We start from the raw sequence: 24,331 nt of genomic DNA on the forward strand, positions 1-24,331 counted from the left end.
TTATTTTTTCATTGCATACTTTCTAGAGTCTATAGCTACAGCTATTATAATTATTAAACCTTTAATTACATTTTGCATGTATGGAGTTACCCCTATAAAGTTAAGTCCATAAGCTATAACTTGAAATATAAGAACCCCTGTTACAATTCCTGATATCTTACCTATACCACCATTAAATGATAATCCACCAACTATACAAGCAGCAATAGCATCAAGTTCATACATATTACCTGTGTTATTAGTTGCTGTACCTATACGTGCTGCTTCTAGAGATCCTCCAAGCCCATATAGTAATCCTGCAAGTCCAAATACCATTAAAGTATATTTAAATACATTAACACCTGAAACAATTGCCGCTTCTTGATTTCCACCAATAGCAAATATGTTTTTACCAAATTTAGTTTTATTCCATAGCATCCACACTATGACTGTGACTATAATGGAATAAATTATTAAATAAGGTATTCGTATTATACCTAGTGAAAAATCGCCTTGAGCAAAATTGGTGAATATAGGATCAAGTCCACCTATAGGTTGTGCTCCATATGGAGGTCTATCAAAGTATATTGAAGTAAAACCATATACTATTATCATCATACCTAAGGTTGCAATAAATGGGTCAACCTTAAACTTTGCTACAACATATCCATTTATAAGACTAAATGCACAAGTAGCAAGCATAGCAATCAATATAGGAATGAATATATTAAGTTGTGGTAAATCTGGATACATCTTATAAGCATAATCTGGTGCTTGTAAAAGTGATGCAGAAACTACAGCAGCAAACCCTACTTGTCTACCAAGTGATAAGTCTGTACCTTTTGCAACAATTATACCTCCAACACCTAGTGCCATTATTATACGGGTTGAAGCTTGAGATAAAATATTTGTAAAGTTTCTTAAAGATATGAAATCTGGTGATACTGAAACTATAACTATAAAAAGAGCTATCAACACAAGATATATTGCATTATTTAACATCCAATTTAATACATCTTTTTTAGTCATATTTCTAAAATTAAATTTCTCACTCACTTTTGCCATGTAAATCTCTCCTTCTATAAATATTTAGATGATAATTTTAATATTTCTTCTTGTGTAGTTTCATTGGTATTTACAATACCAGCTACCCGACCATTACTAATTACAAGAATTCTATCTGTAACACCAAGTAATTCTGACATTTCAGAAGAAACCATTATAACACCTTTTTCTTTATTAGCTAAATCAATCATCAATTGATAAATTTCATATTTTGCACCTACATCTATACCACGAGTAGGTTCATCTAATAATAATATTTCTGGTTGTGTAAGTAACCATCTTCCAACTATAACTTTTTGCTGATTTCCACCAGATAATGATGATATCCTAGTTTTATTGTTAGGTGTTTTTACACTCATACTATCAACTACCCAATCTGTATCTTTATTCATTTCACTTTCATTTAATATCCCTATTTTATTAGTATATTTATCAATATTTGCAATTATAGAATTAAAACGTATATCTAATACTGGAAATATTCCAGTAGATCTTCTTTCTTCTGTTACAAGAGCAAAACCATTGCTTATTGCATGGTGGGAATTTTTATTATCTATATTTTTACCATGTAATAATATCTCTCCACTTTGAGTGTGCCTTATACCAAAAATAGTTTCTATAAGCTCTGTTCTTTTAGCACCTACAAGACCTGCTATTCCAAGTATTTCCCCTTTTCTTAATTTAAAGGAAACATCCTTTATAGAAGGTTTAACTGATGCAGTAAGATTTTTAACTTCAAGTATTACTTCACCTGGTTTATTAGATTTTGGTGGGAATCTATTGGTAAGATCACGTCCTACCATCAAATTTATAATTTCATCTGTAGTTATTTCATCAATTGTTTTGGTTGCAATCCAATGTCCATCACGCATTATTGTAACATCATCAGCTATTTGTTTTATTTCTTCCATTTTATGAGATATATATATTATGCCAACTCCATTGTCTCTTAATGATCTTATAATCTTAAACAAATGATTTACTTCTCTCTCTGTAAGAGAAGATGTAGGTTCATCCATTACAAGAATTTTAGAATTATATGATACTGCTTTTGCTATTTCTATCATTTGACTTTGTGATACTGGTAATTTTTCTACCTTACTCTTAGGATTTACATTTATATCTAATTGTTTAAATATTTTTAAAGTATCATCATACATTTTTCTTTCATCTATAAAGGGTCCTTTTTTTGGGAATCTTCCAAGCCAAATATTATCCATAACTGTAGTAGATTGAACTTGATTTAATTCTTGATGTACCATAGAAACTCCATTATCTAATGCTTCTCTTGAAGATTTGAACTTTATTTCTTTTCCTTGTAACAGAATTTTACCATTATCTTTTTGATATATTCCAAAAAGACATTTCATAAGTGTTGATTTTCCAGCTCCATTTTCACCCATCAAAGCATGTACGCTACCAGGACGAATATTTAATTTAACATTATCTAATGCTTTAACACCTGGGAATTCTTTTGAAATATCTATCATTTCTAATAAATATTCATTATTGTCTTTTTTATTAGCCATGAATATTCTCCTTCCTTTGATAATTATTTAAGTAGTAAAAAAAGATGCATATGCATTTTCTTATGCATATGCATCTTTTTTTCAAAAAATTAATTATTCTCCATAACTTTCTTTAGCTACATCTAAATTATCCATTGTTATTGCTACATAAGGAACACGAACATACTTATCATCGATTAATTCCCAATCAGTTCCTTCTGTAACATCTTTACCTGCTGCTGCATTTAAAGCTAAGTCTATAGTAGCTTTTCCTTGGTTACCAGCATCATTAAGTACACTACCTACCATAATACCTTCTTCTATTTTTGTAAGAGCATCTGGTATAGCATCTACTCCTACAACTGGCATAAATTTGTCTCCTTCAAAATATCCTTCTCCTTGAAGAGAGTTAATTGCACCAAGTGCCATTCCATCATTGTTTGCTATTACATATTCTATATCTTCTCCATGCTTGGATAACCATGCATCCATAAGTTCTTTACCCTTTACAGAATCCCACATACCTGTTTGAAGCTCTAACTCTTCAACTTCTATGCCTTTGTCTTCTATAGTTTCTATAACATATTTAGTTCTTGCTTCAGCATCTGGATGTCCTGGTTCACCTTTTAATAATACATATTGGATTTTTCCATCGCCATTTTTATCCCAATCAGGATTTGCTTCCCAAGATTCAGCAACTAATTCTCCTTGAATAATTCCAGATTGTGAAGATTCAGTACCTACATACCAAGTTTTATCATAGCTTTGCATATCAGACTCACTTGGTTCTTTGTTAAAAAACACTACTGGTAATTCTTCTGACTTTGCTTTTTCTATTATACTTGAAGCAGCTTGAGGAGTAACTAAGTTAATTGCTAAAGCTTTTACCCCTTTAGAAATCATTGTGTCAACTTGCTCATTTTGTTTAGCTTGGTCATTTTGTGAATCAACTAAAGTTAAATCTGCTCTTCCATCAGCACTTTCTTCTATTGATCTACGAACAAATGACATAAAGCTATCATCAAACTTATAAATTGTAACACCTACTGCTGTATTACCTTCTGATGCTTCTCCACTTGTTTCTTCTCCGTCATCATTTCCATCATTATTTCCATCATCCCCACCACATGCTGCTAGTGAAAAAACTAATGCAAACATTAATAATATTGCTAGAATCTTTTTCATTTAAATCCTCCCTTTAGATAATATTATGAAAACGTTTCGCTTTCTAGATTAATTTTACTAAAATTTTACTAAAGAGTCAAGAACTTTTTTATATTTTATTTGAGTTTTATTGTAAATAAAATATAAAACATCCAAAAGCTCTAAATCCCAACCTTGGATGTTTTATAACTATAATGTTTTTTCACCACTTAAAATTACGGGGGAAATTAATTCATTTGAATACGGCTTAATTTTGATCTTAAAATTAAAATCATGTGGTTTTAAACTATGTTCTTTTAAAGGAGCTGGTCCACAGCTATTACTACCTATGCCATGAATCATATAATCAATATTTAATGTTACAAAATCTCTTACTCTTAAAGCACTCATATGTTTAGCACTTTCAATATCTTCTTTCGTATAATTATGAGCACTAAAATTAAATTTCTCATCAGAAGTTATAAATAAACCTATCCCTCTATCATCATTTATAGACATCCATTTAGTATCTGTCCTATTTCCGTTTTCTTGAGGGTAGACATAATCAGTAAACATATCTGATACATGACTATTATATATACCAATCATACTAGCTTCCTTACTATCAATATATGATTCACCAGGACCTCTACCGTACCACTGTATATTTTGCAATTCATTTTGTAATTTCATTTCTAGTCCTATTTTAGGAAAAGTTTTAGGAAGTTTTCCCTTAGCCTTGCCATTTATATTTAATAATATATCTCCATTTCCATAAATGATGTATTCCTCTTCCTTTTTCATAGCCCAATCACCATTAGGTGGAGACATATATGCTTTTATAGTTATTTTAATATATTTATCATATATATTAGTTTTAATATCATCTATTCTAGTATGAATATTATTTATGCTTTTATCTCTCCACTCTTTTACTTGATACATATCATTATCTATAGGAGCTCTCCAAAGATTAAAATTAGGTCCTTCATTAATCAATTGAATTCCCTCATATAAATATTTAGAAATTCTACCTTCTATCTTATCAAATACTATTTCAAAGTTTATCCCTTTTATAATTATAACTGTATTTGATTCAATTATATCTAGATTATTCATATCAGATATATTAGTAGTCCACTCTTTTTTTGACGCCAAAGGTAATTTGAAACTTTCAAAAGTTATTACATGTCCTTTTTTAGACCACTTATTATCTTTATTAGTTATTATTTCTACCTTTAACAATAAATCAGTATATAAACTATATTCTTTCTTAAGATTTATTGGAATGTCTATAATAACTTCTTCTCCTGATTTTATTGCATATAAATTTAATATACCACTATCAAATACTTCTTTATCTCCAACAATGCTAAAAGATAAACTAAAAGAATCTAAGTTTATAAAGTCATAAAGATTTTTAATTTTTATTTTACCTTTAGATAAGTCTTCTTCTATTATTTTTATAGGTTCGATTACCTTTTTAAATTCTAATAATCCTGGAGTTGGACTTCTATCTGGTTTTAATAACCCATCGCAACAAAAATTAGAATTATTAGGGTAATCACCAAAATCTCCACCATATGCAAAATATTGTTTCCCATTTTTATCAAATTTTCTTAATCCATGGTCAGTTAATTCCCAAAGAAATCCTCCTTGTAGCCTTTTATATTTATAAAATATATCCCAATATTCCTTTAATCCACCAGGTCCATTTCCCATAGCATGAGCATATTCACAAAGTATATGTGGCTTATCCATATCTTTCATTTCACCAAATTCTATCATTTTTTGATGATTAGAATACATAGTGCTCATTATATCAACTACTTTACCTTCTCTATCCTCTTCATAATGAACTAGTCTTGTATTATCTCTACTTTTAATCCATTTTGACATAGCTACAAAATTACACCCAAAGCTTGATTCATTGCCCATTGACCACATGATTATAGATGGATGATTTTTATCCCTTTCAACCATTCTAATTGCCCTATCAACATATGCATCTTCCCATCTAGGGTCATTTGTAATCTTATCGTATTCACCTATTATTTCAAATCCATGGCATTCTAAATCTGCTTCATCCATAACATATAATCCATAGATATCACAAAGTTCATAAAACCTGGGATCATTAGGATAATGTGCAGTTCTTACAGCATTTATATTGTTCTTTTTCATAAGTAAAATATCTTCTATCATATGTTCAAGTGGTACCACTCTACCTAAATCAGTATGGGCTTCATGCCTATTAACCCCTCTTAACATTATAGGAACTCCATTTACTAAAAATTTACCATTTTTCACTTCAACTCTTCTAAATCCAACTTTAGATGGAATTATTTCAATTATATTATCCTTATCATCCTTTAAATATATCAACAAATCATATAAGTTTGGACTTTCTGCAGTCCATTTTTTAGGATTATTGATATCTATATTTATATTTATAGTAGTTTTATTTTTATTTTTTATTTTTATATTATTAGCTTCCAGTTTAGCTATTTCTTTTTCTTCTTCATTTAATAATAGACATTCAAGCTTATAACCTTCTAAATCTTCTTTTCTAGTATTATTAATATCAACTTCTATTTCTAAATTAGCATCCTTATAATTATCATCTAAATTTGTCTTAATAAAAAAATCTCTTATATGTACTTTTGATTTTGCTATTAAAGATACATCTCTAAATATTCCTGATAGCCACCACATATCTTGATCTTCAATATATGTACCATCACTCCATTGATAAACCCTTATAGATATTGTATTCTCTTTTCCTTTTTCGATAAATTTTGTAATGTCAAATTCAGATGCCATTCTGCTTCCTTGACTATATCCTACTTCTTTTCCATTCACCCAAATATGAAAAGCACTATCTACCCCTTCAAATCGCAAAATAATATTAGAGTCCTTCCAGTTATCCGGAATGAAAAATGTTCTTTTATAGCATCCCGTAGGATTTTTTGATGGTACATTAGGTGGATCTATAGGAAATGGATAAATTAAATCAGTATAATGAGGTATACCGTACCCTTCCATTTGCCAATTACTTGGAACCCTTATATCATCCCAATCATCTACATTATAGCTATCAGTAAAAAAAGCTTCTGGTGATTCCTCCACTGTATTTGAATAATAAAACTTCCACATACCATTTAGCAGCATAAATTTGTCTGATCTTCCTCTTTGGTAGCTTAAAGCATCTTCCTTATTATCATATGAAAAAAAATATGATCTACTATCTAATCTGTTTCTTTCTAAAATATCTAAATCATTCCAATCTCTATTCATAATCTTCTCCTCCACATCTTTATAATTAGTTCTTTAATTAATCATTATATACTATTTTTCATGAAATAAAATCATTGCACAAAAAAAGAGACTATATTTTCATATAGCCTCTTTATATAATGTTAATACCCTCTAGAACCATAAGGCATAAATAATACTACTAATAATAAAAAGAAGAATAGTAATTCACTACCTCCATCAAATAATCCTCCGAGTATACCACCTTGAGCTTCACCCATTGTTAAATTCCTCCTTTCAATATTATCATATGTATATTTATATATATTTGTGCCAAATATATATAAATAACAAATTATACTTTCTTTTTTAATGGAAACAATATATAATAATACTTAGTATTAATATCTGGTACTAAATAAATATATTTTGGAGGTATAATATGAATTTACCAAAACTTAAAATAGGAAACTTAATTGCAAGGGTTCCAATAGTTCAAGGTGGAATGGGAGTTGGTATATCACTTTCAAGTCTTGCTGGTTCTGTTGCTAAAAATGGTGGTATTGGAGTGATATCAGGAGTAGAAATAGGTTTTAATGAACCTGATTATTTTACCAATAAAAAAGAAGCCAATATAAGAGCTTTAAAGAATCATATTAAAAAAGCTAAAGAACTTTCTAATGGAGGTATAATAGGAGTAAATCTTATGGCAGTATTAAATAATTTTGAAGAACTTGTAAAGGAATCTATAAAAGAAAAAGTTGATATAATTTTTTCAGGTGCAGGTCTTCCTTTATCTCTTCCTAAATTTACAAAAAATACAGATACAAAAATTGCTCCAATAGTATCTTCTGCTAAAGCAGCTAAGGTAATTTGTAAAAGTTGGGATAAGAAATACAATGTTATTCCTGATGCTATAGTAGTTGAAGGTCCAAAAGCAGGAGGTCATTTAGGATTTAAAGAAGAAGATTTAAATTTAGAAAAAAACGAATTAATAAACATAGTTAAATCTGTAATAGAAGCAATCTTACCTTTTGAAGAAAAATATAAAAGATCTATACCCGTTATTGCAGGTGGTGGAATATATGATGGATCTGATATAAGTACCCTGATACTAGCAGGAGCATCTGGTGTTCAAATAGGAACAAGGTTTATAGCTACAAATGAATGTGATGCATCAATGGAATTTAAAGAAACAATAATAAATTCTAGTAAAGAAGATATAAGTTTAATAAAAAGTCCTGTAGGTATGACAGGTAGAGCTGTTTCTAATAATTTTCTAGATCAAGTTAATTTAGAAAATAAAAAACCTAAAGGATGTATAGCAAATTGCCTTAAACCATGTAATCCTAGCACTGCACCATATTGTATAGCAGATGCACTTATAAACGCACAAAAGGGCAATTTTGAAGATGGCTTTGCTTTTGCAGGTGTAAATGCATATAGAGTTGATAAAATCACTTCAGTTAAAGAATTAATGGATGAATTAGTAGATGAAGCAAATAAATATTTAAGTAATAATTAAAAAATGCTCTCCAATTTAAATTGGAGAGCATTTTTTATAAATCTATCTTTTTCTCTAATATATATCCTGTAGAATATAGGAATACAAAAAATAAAATAATTGTGAATATTACTGAAGGAACATTTACAGAAAAAGCATTAGCTGTATTTTCTATTTGCATATTTACATTATTAAAGGTTAAGTTTTCTTGTAATGCTTGAGAATTTATATTTATATTAAAAGGTAAAAAACTATTAATTAAATAATCTATATAGGTTGTAGCAGAAGTTATTGCTATAAAAACTATAAATGCTATTAATTTCCCTATCTTTTTAACTCCCAATGCAGCCTTACTTATAGCTATAGAAAAATAAACTGTCATAACAAATCCAATTGATTGTAATATTCCAAGTATTGATATTGCTAAAAATTCAGGTGTTAAGATAATTTTATTTATATCTTTTAATATGGTTGTAAGTATTGGTTGATCTATTAATCCAGAGTATTTACTAAATATCAAATAAATAAATCCAAGCTGTATAACAGAATATAGAGTATACCAAAAGGTAGTCACTATAAGTTTTGATAATACTATGGAGTTCCCTGATACTGGTAGGGTAAGAGTAAGGTATCCCCTATCTTCATATACTTCTTTGCTAAATGACGTTACAAAGTAATATAATATAGCAACATTACCACCAAATGCTCCTAAAACCATTAAAAACATTGTTCTACCTACCGTATCTACATCTGCTGTTAAAAATGCAAATAAACTTAAAAGTGTAAGTGTTATAACTACTACAGCAATAAATTTCGTACTTCCTTTAATCTCATATTTAATCAAATTTAGCATTATTTAAATACCTCCCTATATAGTTCATCTATAGACATATTTTTCTCTGTCCTTAAACTTTCAACATTTCCATTTAAAACTATTTCTCCATCCTTAAGAAATGCTACCTCTTCAAATATTCTCTCTAAATCATGTACCAAATGTGTGGTTATTAACATTGAACTATCTTCATTATAATTATCGATTATAGCATCTAATATCTTCTCACGTGCCACAGGGTCAACTCCTGCTATAGGTTCATCTAATATGTATAGCTTTGCCTTACGTGATAAAACAAGAGTTAGGTTTAATTTTTCCTGCATTCCTTTAGATAATTTAGTTATTTTCATATCTTCACTAAGTTCCATAAAGTTTAAAAGTTCCATTGCCTTTTTTCTATCAAAATCGTCATAAAAGTCTTCAAATAAATCAATTGAATCTTTTATTTTCATCCATTTATATAGAAAATTTCTATCTGGTAAATATGAAACAAGCGCTTTTGTCTCTATACCTGGCTTCTTACCAGAAATATAAACCTCTCCTTTAGACTCTGTTAATATTCCCATAAGTATTTTAATCATAGTAGTTTTACCACTACCATTAGGACCTAATAATCCTACAATTTTCCCCTTTTCAATATTTAAATTCACATTGTTTAAAGCAGCTTTTTTCATATAATTTTTTGTTAGATTTTTCATTTCTACTATTTGCTCCATATTAAATACCTCCTTTTAATTTTTCTTTTATTATATTTAATATTTCATCTTTATCAAAACCTATTTCCTTCATATTTGATAAAAATGAATTTATTATTTCATCAGATAGTTCCTTTTTTAGATTTAATATAATATTTTCATCCTCTGTGACAAAAGTTCCCATTCCTCTTTTAGTAAAAGTAATGCCTTCTCTTTCAAGTTCACTATATGCTCTTTGTACTGTATTTGGATTTACCTTGAATTTTTCTGACATATCCCTTACTGAAATTATTTTGTCAGCATTTTTAAGTTCCCCTTTTACAAGCAATCTTTTTATATGATTCATTATTTGAATATATATAGGTATATTATTATTAAAATCCATGTTTCCCCTCCACTGTTTTAATGACCTATATATATAGTACACCATGACACTAGTTATGTCAATATATTTTAAAAATATTTGTCACTTAATTCTTAATTTTAAATATAATAATATTAGATACTATTACTTTTCTTCAAAAGGAGGACTTTATATGTCAAGTAAAGGATGTGGCGTTTCAAGTGAGTTATTGTTTTTCTTCTTATTATTAGTAGTTTTATTCATGCCTGGATACGGTAATTACTAATCTTACATTTCTTTAAAAAGTTGATTATCTTAAGATAATCAACTTTTTTTGTGAAAAATGATGGATATCACAATTAAAATCATGATTTATTGGTATAATTATAATAGGAATAAAATTTATGAAATTGGAAAGGAGATAAATCATGAATTCAATAGATATTTTAGTTAATGAACATGATAATATAAAGAAGATTTTAAAAATAGTGAGATGTATCTGTGTGGATATGGTAGAGGGCAAGGATGTTGATATAAATGACTTTTCCCATATAATTGATTTTATTAGGAATTATGCTGATAAACATCATCATGGTAAAGAAGAAGAAATATTATTTAAATATATGCAAGAGGAATTATCCTTAGATATAGGTGAAGGACCAGTAAGAGGAATGTTTATAGAGCATGATTATGCAAGAAGCTTTGTAATTAATTTAGAAATGGCTATAAAAAAATATAATGATGGTGATAATGAATCTAAGGTAGATATAATTGCAAATGCTATAGGATATGCAAATTTACTTACAAATCATATCTTTAAAGAAGATAATGTCATATATAAATATGCTATAGCACATTTATCTAATGATACCTTAAATAAAATAAACAAGGAAGTTAAGGCAATAGAAGAAACACAAGAAAATATAAATAAGAAGAAAAAATATCTAGATTTAATAGAAAATTTAAGTAAAAAATATAACTGCTAAGAATATTCTTAGCAGTTATATTTTAATAATATGGATTATTACCATAGCCTGGATAATTTCTATAGCCTGGATAGTTGCCATAACCAGGGTATGGTCTTCTTCTACGCCTATTAAATAGGTTTCCAAGCAATATCAAAGATATAAAATCTCTAAAAAGTCGTCTTCTACCATAATAAGGTCTTTGCATATTTACTCCCCTGCTCATTACACGCTTTTCTCTTATATCATCTTCAATTTCTGGATAATCGTTTATCATATCGTTATATATTTCATCAATCATTCTTTCTAATTCTTCATTTGTTGGCATTTCATCCATATCATCATATGGATAATATTTCATTATAGTATCTTCTACTTTTGGATAAAGTTTTTCATACATTTCAGGATAAGCTATGTTTTCATTCATAAAAAAATCCTCCTCTACTTTTTCGTATTCAATATATATTATGTAGAGAGTATTCTTTTGTGAATGATTTTTATTTATTTATATTTAAATATAGTTCTTTTTCTTTATTGAAATTGAGTTCATCACCATCTATTGTAACTTTACTGGCATCTACAAAGCCATGTATTACAATTTTTATATTAGGAAATTCATATCCATCTTTTAAAATCTGGCCTTTAACGATTATATTGTCTGTATCAGGTTTTATATTTAATTCTACCTCTGAATACTTACCTTTTTCATAATCAAAGGATAAAGAATCATCTATATATAATTTATATTTTCCTTCTAGCCCATAATAATAATGTATTTCTAATCCATTATTATCTATAGGTATTATAGCTCCTGCTTTTATATATATTGGTAACTTCTCTAAAGGAGCATCTGCTATAATATACTTTCCACCTTCTATTATCTCTTTTGTAAAATAATCATACCATTTACCTTCTGGTAAATAAACCATTCTCTTGTATGTTCTTGGTTTTGTTATAGGACAAATCATTATATTTTCACCATATAAAAATTGATCATTTATATCATATGTTTTTTCATCTTCTTGATAATGATAAAAAAGAGGACGTAAAACTGGTTCTCCTGTAAGAGAATTATCTCTCATTAAATTATATAAGTAAGTCATGAATTTATATCTAAGTGATATATAGTCTTTAATTACTTTTAAATAGTCTCTTCCAAAACACCATGGTTCTTGATTTATTGTACCTTTAGCACTATGATTTCTAAAAAATGGAGTAAATGCTCCTAATTGAGTCCATCTAGTAAGTAATTCTCCATTACTATCACCATTAAATCCTCCTACATCTCCACCTATAAATGAAAATCCACTTAAAGATAAGTTTAAATACATAGGAATGCTCGCTTCTAAATGCTCCCATACAGATTCATTATCACCAGTCCACAGTGCTGAATATCTTTGAGTTCCTGCAAAAGCTGCACGAGTTAATATAAAGGGTCTTTTCTTTGCATCTATTTCTTTAAGTCCCTTATAGCTAGCTTCAGCTTCAAGCATTGCATATATATTGTGAATTTCTGAATGTGCCCTCTCATTTCCATCATTATCAATATGAATAGTATCAAGCGGTAAAGTTTTGCTATCTGTAGAAAAATCAGCTGGTTCATTCATATCATTCCATATTCCTTCTACACCTAAATCTATTAATTCCTTATGAAGTTCTCCCCACCATTTCTTGACATCATTTCTTAGAAAATCTGGAAAGGCAGAATCCCCTGGCCAAACTTCACCAATATATATATCATCATTTTTATCTTTTATAAAGTAATCTTTTTCTTTTCCTTCATCAAATACCTTATATCCTTCTTCCTTTTTTACCCCTGGATCTATTATTACTACCAATTTAAAACCCATTTGTTTTAATTCATCATTCATTTCCTTAAATTCACTAAACTTTTCATCATCTATGGTAAATACCTTATAGTCTTTCATATAATCTATATCAAGATATAATACATCACATGGTATATTTTCCTTTTTCATTCTTCTAGCTACTTCTAGCAATTCCTCTTTATTTTCATAGCTCCAACGGCATTGGTGATAGCCTAAAAAATCTTTCCTAGGTAAAGGCATTCTTCCTGTAATATAACTATAATTTCTTACTACATTTGAAATTTCTGGTCCGTATATAAAGAAGTAATCTATTCTACCCCCATCAGCTTTAAATTTAACCCTATCTTTTTTTTCTTTGCCAAAATCAAAATGAGTTTTAAATGTATTATCAAAGTATATCCCATAAGCAAGGTCTTCTTTTAATCCTATATAAAAAGGTACTGCAGTATGGTATTCTTTTATTATTGATGTATGAATATCACTATTTGCAAGCACGTCATTATTCCAATTAACTGTGTCTGTATCAATCTGATTTATAAAACCAAATTTTTCTCCCATACCATAAAAACCTTTTTCATCATTCATGAATTTTTCTAAAGATATATTATTTAAATCTAAATTTTTATCCTTATTTAATAAATTTCCATTTTTATCATAAATAGACACTTTTAAAGTTTCTTCATCTATATTTATTTTTAATTTATCTGTAGAAATATTATTATTTTCAATTTCGCAATCTATTTTTTTAGGTTTAGCTATTACAGCTATAGATGTTTTTGGCAGTTTATTTTCCTTAGAATAAGAAAATCTAACTATATCATCACCATAAAATACTATATCCAAAAAAACATTATTATTTTCTATGGTATATCCATATGTAGTCTTTTTTATCATTATATCTCTCCTAATATTTTTCATCTATTAATACACCTGAATAGTTTATTTCAATATCATCATATCCATTTGTATTGTTATTTGTAGGTACTTTTATTGATTTGAATTTATTATATATATCCTTCATTAATATTTTCAAATTATTTATAGAATCATCAAAATTTTCCATAGATTTAATTTTATCTATAAATTTATTTGTATCTAATTTAAGTTTGCCATCATTTATTATATTTATCCCAGTTTCAGATAAGGTATAGCTGTGATTTTTTACTGTTTCTTTGATGTCTAAGCTATAACTAGTCCTAAATTCCTTATCTAATATCTCTAAAGAACCTAGTGCTGAATTATACTTATCTAATAATTTTTTCATATTATAAATACTATAATTTTTATTTAACTCAAATAATTTGATCTCTTTTTCAAGGCTTATTTCACTATGATAAAAGCCATAATAATGTTCTTTTAATCTTTCTAAATCATCATAAAATTGATCAGATGCTAATAAATGATTGGCATTTGAGTAAGAAGTATTATTTTCCGTTCTACTTGCAGGTTCTACTCTGTCTATATTAGAAGTATTTAAAACCTGCCTATTTCTTTCTACAAAACTATTATGAATCCTTCTTTTAGTTCTTGAAGTACTAGATACTCGTGTCATTATAACACTTCCTCTCATCTTTTACTTCTTTATACCCAAAAAATCTATTCTTATAGTATATTATGCTACTTCCTCAGGCATATAACCTTTAAATTGAGATTTATATAATTTAGAATATAGCTTTTCATTCTTTAATAATTCTTCATGCGTTCCTTTTTCTTCTATACCCTTATCTGTTAATACTACAATCTTATCTGCATTTTTTATAGTAGATAATCTATGGGCAATAACTATAGTAGTTCTTCCTTTTGATAGTTTTTCTAATGCTTTTTGAATCTTAATTTCTGTTTCATTATCTAATGCACTAGTTGCTTCATCAAGTATTAAAATAGGTGGATTCTTAAGAAAAACCCTAGCTATAGAAATTCTTTGTTTTTGTCCTCCTGATAATCTTACGCCCTTTTCTCCAATATATGTTTTATATCCATTAGGTAAAGTCATTATAAAATCATGAATATTTGAATTTTTTGCTGCATCTATTACTTCTTCATGTGTAGCATCTGACCTACCATATAATATGTTTTCTTCTATAGTCCCAGTAAATAAAAACACATCTTGTTGAACAAAACCAATATTTTCTCTTAATGATTTGATCTTTATTTTCTTTATATCTATATCATCTATAGTTACACTACCTTCATCTACTTCATAAAATCTAGGTATTAAATTACATAAAGTGGATTTTCCTCCACCAGAAGGCCCAACTAGTGCAAATGTCTTTCCATGTGCAATGTCTAAATCTATGCCCTTTAATACTGTTTCAGCTTCATCAACAATATCAGGTTTAACCTCTAATATCTGTAAGAATCTTTCAAATCCAGTCATTCCATCTTGAAATTGTTGAGTAAATTGAGTGAGTCTTCTAATTGGTTGCATAAAGAAATTTATAAATAATAAAAAGGCTAATAAATCAGAAAAATTCATAGTATCATTCGTTATGAATATACCTCCAACACTTATAACTACAAGATTAAGCATGTTTATTAAAAAGTTCATTCCTGTAAAAAATTCTGCCATAGATTTAAAGGCAAATTCTCTTGAATCTTTAAATTCCCTATTTCCTATTTCAAACTTATACATTTCATATTCTTCATTAGCAAAAGATTTTGCTACTCTTATTCCAGATAAACTATCTTGTAATTGAGAATTCACATTTGCTATTTTCTTTTTTACCGTCCTAAATGCATGATTCATTTTATTTCTCTTTTTGAATGCAAAAAATAACATCACTGGTATAAAGGTAAAAACTATTAATGTGAGTGGTATATTTATAGTAAACATGAGTATAAAAGAACCTATAAGCATTATGATAGATAAAAACAAATCTTCTGGCCCATGATGAGCAAGTTCTGATATCTCTCTTAGATCATTTACTATCCTAGACATAAGATTACCTGTTTTCACCTTATCAAAATAACTAAAAGGCAAGGTTTGAATATGTGAGAATAAATCTTTTCTCATATTAGCTTCCATTCTAGCGCCCACTACATGACCCCAATAGTCCACTATATAGTTAAGAATAGCCCTAATTATAAATAATACTACCAAAGCCCCTGTTATGATATAAAGTTCTCTCATTTTTCCATTTGGTATTATATCTCTTGTAAACTCTCTAGTTACCATAGGGAATATTAAATCTATTACAGCTATTAAAAAAGCAGATACCATATCTAATATAAATAATTTCTTATGGGGCTTATAATAAGATGCAAATTTTTTCAACATTTTACTTCCTCCTTATCTAAATTATCCTATATATAGTTTAATTCTAAAACTTATTAAAGTCAATATCTTTAGTGGCTCTAAATAATAAAAAATGATGCCTTTATAAAGGCATCATTTTTTATTATTTAGTTTAATTAGCTTTTTTCTTTTTTATTGTTTTCTTTGTTATAGGATGAATACCATATTTCTTTCTAGAGAGCTTTGATAATCCATACATAAGAGCAAATAATATTACTATACCAAGAGGTATGAGTATAGCTGGGCTAATGAAGAATTGTCCCCATAATAGATACATTAAAAGTGCAACTACTGCGGTAGTTATTGCATATGGCACTTGTGTTGAAACATGATCTATATGATCTGCTCCAGAAAATATTGATGCAAGTACTGTAGTGTCTGATATTGGTGAACAATGGTCACCAAATATAGCCCCTGAAAATACTACTCCTGACATTGCTACTGAAAGATATGCATCATTTGTTAAAACATATGCTAGTGGTATAGCTATTGGTGTGAGTATAGTCATAGTTCCCCAAGATGTACCAGTTGCAAATGAAATTAACATTCCAAGTAAGAATATTATAATTGGTACCATTACAAATGGTAAATTTTCAGGTATTGCTCTAACAATAAATCCAGCTAAATCCATTTCAGCAGTTACTGCACCCAAACTCCAAGCCATTACAAGTATTACACATGCAAGTAGCATAAGTTTAAGTCCATCTACAAATGTATCCATAGTTTCTGCTAAATTCATTATTTTAGTAGAAAGAGCCATCACTATTCCGGTTAAAGCCATTGCAAATGATCCCCATAAAAGTGCCTTTGCTGGGTCTGATGCACCTAATATATCTGTTATTCCTCCTGCTCCTCTTCCGGTAAACCAGAAACCAAAAAGAGTAACTCCTACAAGTACTATTAAAGGAAGGAAAAAAGTTATAAGCATAGGTTTAGTATCTTTAGGCTCTCCTAATTCGTAATTTACATCAAGCATTGGTTTTGCACCATCACGAACAATTTTACCTTCAGTCACTGCCCTGTGTTCTGCCTTAAGCATAGGTCCAAAATCTCTTTCTGTTATAACAAGCATTCCTACAAGAAGTACTGCCAATATACAATATAAGTTTAAAGGTATACTATAAAGATACCCAGTAAAGGGTTCAATGCTAGTTATTCCAGCTGTTTCCATACCAGTCTTTACCATACCTATTTGAAAAGCTATCCAGTCAGATATGAAAAAGGTTGCTACAGGAGCTGCAGTAGAGTCTAATATATATGATAATCTTTCTGAGGATATTTTATGTTCTTCTGAAATATCCCTAAAAACATTACCTACTATTGCAGCATTTACATAATCGTTGAAGAAAATAACAATACCAAGTACCCAAGCTCCTACTCCGGCAGCTTTCCTAGTCTTAATTCTTTTCCTTGCCCAAGTTGTAAGTGCTTTACTACCTCCAAGCCTCCAAATAAATGCAACCCCTGAGCCCATAAGTAGATTAAATAATAAAAGTTGAGCATTCCATTCATCAGTGATAGATCCTATTACAGTATTTAAGGTGTATACAACCCCACTAAAAGGATTCCAACCTGATATTATCAACCCTCCTGAAAAAATCCCCAAAAATAAAGATATAAGAACTCTTTTTGTTATAAATGCCAAAGTTATAGCTACTAACGGGGGAATTATCGCAAGCCATCCATATTCCATACACATCACTCCTTCTTATTTTTTATTTAAAATCCCCATAGTATATATATTCGACATAAATTCAAAATATCCTTTAATTTTTTGAATATTTTTTTATTTGCAAATCTTCTTATAATTACAGTAATTACATTTACTTATATCCTTTTTATAATCTATTTTTTCAGAATGTAAGTTTACAAAATTAATGAATTCTTTTATATTTGTCATGTTTTCTTTTAAAGCTTCATTTGATATATCTATGTGCAAATATTCTCCTGTTTTAAGCATCATTAATTTAGCACCTTTTATATGAACCCCATATAAATCTTTAACAATAGATGCATAAAGCTGCATTTGAGTAGAATATTTATTTATAATATACTCTTTGTTTTTAACTGCATTGGTTTTTAAATCAATTATTTCTCCTCCATCTTCATCTATAATTATCTTATCAATAATCCCTGATAACTTGATGTCAGATATATTATATAAAAAAGGAATTTCATTATATTCTTTCTTATCGTAAAAATCCTTCATCCTTATATAATTATCTAAATAAGGAGTTATTTCTTCAATTATTTCTTTTGAACTATTAATATTGTTTTCCTTTAATACCTTTTTTATTATTTTCTCTTTATCTATATGACTATTATACAATTCACATATCCTATGAATTATAATTCCTTTTTGTGCACTAGCTAATACTTTTCCTTTACTTATAGCATTATTATTGTTAAATAAAGGAGTCTTTTCATAGTATTCATAGTAGAAACTTCTTTTACAATCTTTATATTTCATATAAGAACTTATGCTTAAAGATTCAAATTTCTTTTTAATACTATTATTATAGCTATCAATTAAAGGAAATACATTATTATTAATATTTTTTTTATTAAGATGATTTTCATTTAATATTTTAATGCCTTCATCTTCTTCATATGATAAGTCTATATTGTCTATATATTTTATATTTGGACTATCAAGATTTTCTTCTAGCATAGTTTTAAAAGAATTTTTATAATTACTTGCAGCAGCCTGACATCCTAGTATTAATTTTTCTTCTGCTCTTGTCATAGCTACATATAATATTCTTTTATTTTCCTCTAAATTTTCTTTTTTTTCTATATCCATTAAATTTGAATATATAAAAGATAACTCTTTACAAGCTTTATTATTTTGATCTAAATATTTTATTCCCATACCCTTATCTTTTACATATAAGAAATCATGAGTTTTGCTTGGAAATGGCTTTGAAATTTGTGGTATTATTACAACTTTAAACTCTAAACCTTTAGATTTATGAATAGTTAATATGTTGACTGAATCTTTTTCTAATCCTACATTTTCTTTTTCAATATCTTGTCCATATTTTTTTAAATCTTCTATATGATTTAAAAATTCATTTAGATCCATATGTTCATCCATGACAATTTCTTTTGTATATGATATAAATCTTTCTACATTGGATTTTTTTTGAATATTATCATATAAAAGTAAGGAAATTTCTACAAAGTTAGTAAGATTTACTAATTCTATCAATAGTTCATCTAATCTTATAATTCCTTTTAAGTTACTTAATTGATCAATTATTTCATATCCAAGTTTTATTGTTTCACTTTCTTTTTCATTTTCAATGTAATCGTATATTTCTTGATCTGAAGCTCCTAGCATAGGACTTCTCAAATATCCTACCAGGGCTAATAGGTCTTCTTTGTTATTTATAAGTTTTAATGCATTTATTATATCTATTATCTCTTGTGAATATAATAATCCATTTCCTGAAATTGTAGAAAAGGGTATATTATATTTTTTTAATTCTTCCTCATATAAAGATACATCTGTCATGGAGCGAAAAATCATTGCAAAATCATTATAATTATACTCCTTATCATTTACTAATGATTTTATTCTTTTAGCTATTAAACTTGCTTCATATTTTTTGCTATATTCACCCTTGTCTTGAGATTGGGGAATATTCAAATCATCATTCTTTAATATTTCAACATCTACTTTACTTTTAGAAATTTTATTTGGATGAAGTATTTGATACTTTTCTTTCATTAATTTAAGGAAAAAATTATTTATTACTTTCATTATTGTATCTTTAGTTCTAAAATTATCATCTAATGAAAGTACTAGCTTATCATTTTCTTTTAATATATCTTTTTTCACTTCATCAAATACTGAAATATCTGCCCCTCTAAACCTATATATTGATTGTTTGGGATCGCCCACTACAAACAAATTATTTCTATCTAATGGCTTTTCTTTAGAACATAGCTTATATAATATCTCTTTTTGTAAATTATCTGTATCTTGAAATTCATCTATCATTATATATTTGAATTTATCCCTATAATGATTTAAAATTTCATTATTGTTAAATAGTTTCAAAGTTAATATTTGTAAATCTTCATAATCTAATTTACATGCTTTTTCTTTTTTCTCAATATATTTTTCATCCAACAATCTTAATATATGAAAAATTGATATATAGGTATCCTTATTCATCTTTTCTAATAATTTTAATGCGTGATCAATCTCTTTAGTAACTTCATCAATAGTTTCTTGAATCTTTTTATTTCTACCTAGATTTTGCTTTATATATAATAATTTAAATAAATCTTCTTTTTTAATTTCTTTATCATCATCATTATAAAAGTCTATCCAAATATCACTATCTTTCAATTTATTTATTTTTGATTTTTTAGTACAGTTTTCTATTAAATATGTGACCTTTTCTTTTATATAATCTAGATTGCTAAAGTTACATTTTAGATTATCAATATTATTAATTGTTATATCTTCTACATCAGAGATGTCTTTACCTGTAGTTCTGATATTAAAATATATTTTTTTAATTGTATCTATTATATTTTCCTTATATGTGCTCTCTTCCATAGAAAAGGGAGTAAAGTATTCTAAAAACTTATAGACCTTATCATCATTTTCAATTTTTTTAATTAATATTTCTTTTAATATTTCATCAATAAATTTGCTTTTTTCATATTCCTCTAATATACCAAAGCCTGGTATAACTTTAGCTTCTATTGGATTTTCATTTAATATGTTTGAACAAAAAGCATGTATTGTTGAAATATTAGCCATTTCTAAATCTTCATATATTCGATTCCATTCTAAGTTTAATTTAGATTTTTCAATTATCTTTTTTCTGATTCTTTCTTTCATTTCGCTTTGAGCTTTTTTAGTAAAAGTAATTGCAACTATACCTTCAATTTCTTTATATTTTTCTAAATTTCCATTTTCTAATATATTTATATATCTATCCACTAGTACCTTGGTTTTACCACTTCCTGCTCCTGCATTTACAAGTAAATTTTGATCTATTATATTAATAGCTTGCTTCTGATTTTGTGTAAGCATCATATTCTTCATCCTTTCTCTCTATTCTTTCTTTATTATATCTACATATAGTTTTATAAGGACAATATGCACTGCATTTACTAGGTTTAACAAAAAAGTTTCCTGAATTTATGCCATCAATATAATTATTGATATGTGTCTTTGCAATATCTATCATATTATCTAGGTCTATTTTTTCTAATAGATAAGAATATTTTTTATCATTTAAAGTTATATAAGCCGTCTCTAAAATTTCATATTTCTTTTCTTTCATCACCATTGCATATATAGGTAATTGAAGGCTTGTACCCTTTTCAATATCTTTTATGTTTTTAGCAGATGAAGTTTTATAGTCATATATTATTAATCCTTGATTTTTCATATCAATCCTATCAATTTTCCCACATAATTTAATATCAAAATCTTCAGTAGTTAAAATAAAATCTTCATCATATCCAAATTTGTATTCGAAAAACTTAGGATTGATTTTTTCTTCTTTCAATCTTTCTAAATCTTTATATAAAAATTCTATTATATTTTTTTGTATGGATTCAATTCTTAAAGCCCATATGCCCTTTATATCTTGTAATTTAAATTCATTTTTAAATATCCTTATAAGTGATTTTTCTATAATCTCAGGAATGTTTTGAGGCTCCTTACCCTTAAATCTACTATAAAATTCTGAGAGTACTATATGATATATATTTCCTTTATCTCTATTATCAAAATCACCTTCTGATTCTTCCTCCTTTATATTTAATACATATTTGAAAAAATATTTAATAGGACATTCTGCATAAGTTTCTAAGCTACTTATACTAAATTTTTTATCAATGAAATTGATATCACTATTGATATTGCCATCAAATTCAGTAAATTTAGATGAGTTTCTTTTACTTTCTACATCTACTTTTCTTTTTATATCATATATACTATTTTCATCTATAAAATTATACATATTTATAGCTTCTATAATATTTTCTTTTTTAGAATGCTTAAATAGTAAATTTTGAAAAATTTCTTTTTTATCAAATATATCCAGTATATCTTTTGTTAAATCATAATTATTAGCTATATTTTTCATATTATTTTCATTTAAATCTAACTTATTCATTAATTCGTCTATAAAAATTGATTTAAAGGAAAGATCTGATATATTTTGATTACTATAAGATAAGCTTAACTTTGAATTTGCTCTAGATATTGAAATAGCAAATAATAGTTTTTCTTTGTCATATATTTCTTTTTTAGTTGGATATATAATCCCCTTGTCTTTTAAAAGTTCTTCATTTCTTTTATTGAAAAACCAATCATTTTTATATGTTTTAGGATATTTACCTTCACTTAAACCCACTATATATATTTCTTCAAAACTTAGACCCCTAGTTAAAGAAGGGTTTATTATATTTATACCATCTTTTCTTTTCTCCCTTATAACTATATCTTCTTTTTCAAATACTTTTTTTAATATCCTATAGAATGAATTTATATCAAATTCATCTTTGAAAAATACATGAAAACTTCTTTCTATATTTTCTAAGATTTCATATAGTTTATTTATAAATCTTATATCCCTATAATATATTTCTTTGCTTTTATGCTCTAAATATAGTTTGTAAATATTACCTTGTAAATCAATATCTACAAGTATTTTTTTAATATAATCTATATCAAATCTTTCTTCTTTTAACAAATTAACCTTATCCTCAAATTCTTCTTTAATATTTAAATAAGGCGAATCCATTACTTTAATTAGATTATCTTTGCTAAGATTTATCATTAAGTTAATTAATTTTAATAGATCTTTAGATATTGGTATATCTATCATTTTTTCTTTTTTTTCTAAATTATATAATATATTATAAGCATCTAGTTTCTTTAGGATTAAATCTTCATATATATCCAAATCATTTGAAACAATTGCTATTTTACTAGGGCTTATTCCATTCCTTATAGATTTATTTATTTGATCTGTTATCTTTGCAATTTCATCTTCTATCCTATTTGCTTTATTTATATTTAAAGTTCCCATATTAGAGATATTTGGTTTTTTTTCAGAAAATAATTTGCTTGATAATTCATCATAAAAAGTTTTTCCCTTATTTTCTTTGTCTTTTATAGTAAAACCTATATTTTTTAAATCTTCTAATGTTTTTCTTATAGTAGTATATTCACTATCTGTTTTATATGGAATATTTATATAGATGTCTGTATTCATCTTTGATAATTGTTTTATTAGTTCAAATTCTTGATCTCTAAAATCAAAAAATTCATCAATTATTACTGTTTGTAAATCTTTAAATATATCTTTATTTTCATTGAAATTAACTAATGCCTTTAAAAAAATCTCTTCTTTATCTAATAAATTATTTTCCTCTAAAAATATTTGATATTCTTTATATATGTAAAATATTTCTTTAAATTTTTTATGATCATCTTTTTTTATTTTTATATCTTTATAATTAACAAAGTTTCTTTTCATTTCTCCTATTATATAAATCAGATTATCTATGAAATTATCACTTTTTATATTACTTTTATAGAATTTTATCATATCCTTATCATCTAGTTTTTTAAGTAGATTTGATAATATGATTTGTTTTTCTATATCTCCAATTTCAATATAATTGGATTTATTGATTAATTTATCTACTATATCATCAAAAGTTATTACATTTAAATTAAAGGCTCCTTTAGAATCTTTTAACAACTCTTTTCTATATTTAATTAGTAAATTCCTTGATGGAAGTATATAATATAGTTTTTCGCATTCATTGTCTTCTATATATGTTTTTGATATTTTTATTAATTCATCTTTATATTTATTATTTATATCACCAAAATAAACAATTTTATCATTCATTTTATCACCTCAATAATTTT

16 protein-coding genes are annotated in these 24,331 nt (G+C 26.9%); 2 read left to right on the plus strand and 14 right to left on the minus strand.

Going from position 1 to position 24,331, the window contains the following annotated elements; genetic code table 11:
• From mglC to ebgA, 4 genes are all read right to left on the minus strand, one after another.
• Entirely contained in the window at positions 1–1,044 is a 1,044-nt protein-coding gene (gene mglC / locus ACTHUW_RS00345; protein WP_442197160.1) for a galactose/methyl galactoside ABC transporter permease MglC, read from the minus strand.
• Positions 1,045–1,058: 14 nt separating this feature from the next.
• Complete coding sequence (gene mglA / locus ACTHUW_RS00350; protein ID WP_442212237.1) at positions 1,059–2,573, minus strand: galactose/methyl galactoside ABC transporter ATP-binding protein MglA; 1,515 nt, start codon at positions 2,571–2,573, stop codon at positions 1,059–1,061.
• Positions 2,574–2,666: 93 nt separating this feature from the next.
• A complete protein-coding gene (mglB, locus tag ACTHUW_RS00355) occupies positions 2,667–3,737 on the minus strand; it encodes a galactose/glucose ABC transporter substrate-binding protein MglB (protein WP_442197157.1) in 1,071 nt (356 codons plus the stop codon).
• A gap of 168 nt (positions 3,738–3,905) precedes the next feature.
• A complete protein-coding gene (ebgA, locus tag ACTHUW_RS00360; RefSeq protein ID WP_442212239.1) occupies positions 3,906–6,992 on the minus strand; it encodes a beta-galactosidase subunit alpha in 3,087 nt (1,028 codons plus the stop codon).
• Between the two features lie 400 nt (positions 6,993–7,392).
• Between ebgA and ACTHUW_RS00365 the strand changes: the two genes are divergently transcribed.
• A complete protein-coding gene (locus ACTHUW_RS00365) occupies positions 7,393–8,475 on the plus strand; it encodes an NAD(P)H-dependent flavin oxidoreductase (protein ID WP_442197155.1) in 1,083 nt (360 codons plus the stop codon).
• 34 nt (positions 8,476–8,509) lie between these two features.
• Here ACTHUW_RS00365 and ACTHUW_RS00370 read toward each other — a convergent pair whose 3' ends face one another.
• From ACTHUW_RS00370 to ACTHUW_RS00380, 3 genes are read right to left on the minus strand one after another with little or no spacing between them, the layout of a single operon-like run.
• Positions 8,510–9,307 (minus strand): hypothetical protein, encoded by a 798-nt coding sequence (locus tag ACTHUW_RS00370; protein WP_442212241.1) that lies wholly within the window; start codon positions 9,305–9,307, stop codon positions 8,510–8,512.
• Positions 9,307–10,002, minus strand: coding sequence for an ABC transporter ATP-binding protein (locus ACTHUW_RS00375; protein WP_442197153.1), 696 nt, complete (start codon positions 10,000–10,002; stop codon positions 9,307–9,309). Before ACTHUW_RS00375 ends, ACTHUW_RS00370 begins: the two co-directional genes overlap by 1 nt.
• Before the next feature lies 1 nt (position 10,003).
• Positions 10,004–10,366: a GntR family transcriptional regulator gene (locus tag ACTHUW_RS00380; RefSeq protein ID WP_442197152.1), complete on the minus strand. Its 363-nt coding sequence runs from the start codon at positions 10,364–10,366 to the stop codon at positions 10,004–10,006.
• 386 nt (positions 10,367–10,752) lie between these two features.
• Here ACTHUW_RS00380 and ACTHUW_RS00385 point away from each other — a divergent pair, with 386 nt between their 5' ends.
• Positions 10,753–11,310, plus strand: a complete 558-nt coding sequence (locus ACTHUW_RS00385; protein ID WP_442197151.1) for a hemerythrin domain-containing protein — start codon at positions 10,753–10,755, stop codon at positions 11,308–11,310.
• A gap of 22 nt (positions 11,311–11,332) precedes the next feature.
• Here the strand turns inward: ACTHUW_RS00385 and ACTHUW_RS00390 are convergent, their stop codons facing one another.
• The 7 genes from ACTHUW_RS00390 to ACTHUW_RS00420 form a co-directional block, all read right to left on the minus strand.
• A complete protein-coding gene (locus ACTHUW_RS00390) occupies positions 11,333–11,716 on the minus strand; it encodes a hypothetical protein (RefSeq protein ID WP_442197150.1) in 384 nt (127 codons plus the stop codon).
• A gap of 70 nt (positions 11,717–11,786) precedes the next feature.
• Complete coding sequence (locus ACTHUW_RS00395) at positions 11,787–14,012, minus strand: glycoside hydrolase family 31 protein (RefSeq protein WP_442212243.1); 2,226 nt, start codon at positions 14,010–14,012, stop codon at positions 11,787–11,789.
• Positions 14,013–14,022: 10 nt separating this feature from the next.
• A complete protein-coding gene (locus tag ACTHUW_RS00400; protein WP_442197148.1) occupies positions 14,023–14,670 on the minus strand; it encodes a hypothetical protein in 648 nt (215 codons plus the stop codon).
• A 60-nt stretch (positions 14,671–14,730) separates the two neighbouring features.
• Complete coding sequence (locus tag ACTHUW_RS00405; protein WP_442212245.1) at positions 14,731–16,395, minus strand: ABC transporter ATP-binding protein; 1,665 nt, start codon at positions 16,393–16,395, stop codon at positions 14,731–14,733.
• A 130-nt stretch (positions 16,396–16,525) separates the two neighbouring features.
• On the minus strand, positions 16,526–18,106 hold the full coding sequence (locus ACTHUW_RS00410; protein WP_442197146.1) for a Na+/H+ antiporter NhaC family protein: 1,581 nt from the start codon (positions 18,104–18,106) through the stop codon (positions 16,526–16,528).
• 93 nt (positions 18,107–18,199) lie between these two features.
• Positions 18,200–21,481 carry a UvrD-helicase domain-containing protein gene (locus tag ACTHUW_RS00415; protein WP_442212247.1) on the minus strand — a complete coding sequence of 1,094 codons (3,282 nt, stop codon included), beginning with the start codon at positions 21,479–21,481 and terminating at the stop codon, positions 18,200–18,202.
• Positions 21,438–24,311, minus strand: coding sequence for a PD-(D/E)XK nuclease family protein (locus ACTHUW_RS00420; RefSeq protein WP_442212249.1), 2,874 nt, complete (start codon positions 24,309–24,311; stop codon positions 21,438–21,440). Before ACTHUW_RS00420 ends, ACTHUW_RS00415 begins: the two co-directional genes overlap by 44 nt.
• Positions 24,312–24,331 lie beyond the last annotated feature (20 nt).

The sequence above is a fragment of the Senegalia sp. (in: firmicutes) genome (genome assembly GCF_052088025.1).
GTDB lineage: Bacteria > Bacillota > Clostridia > Tissierellales > SIT17 > Anaeromonas.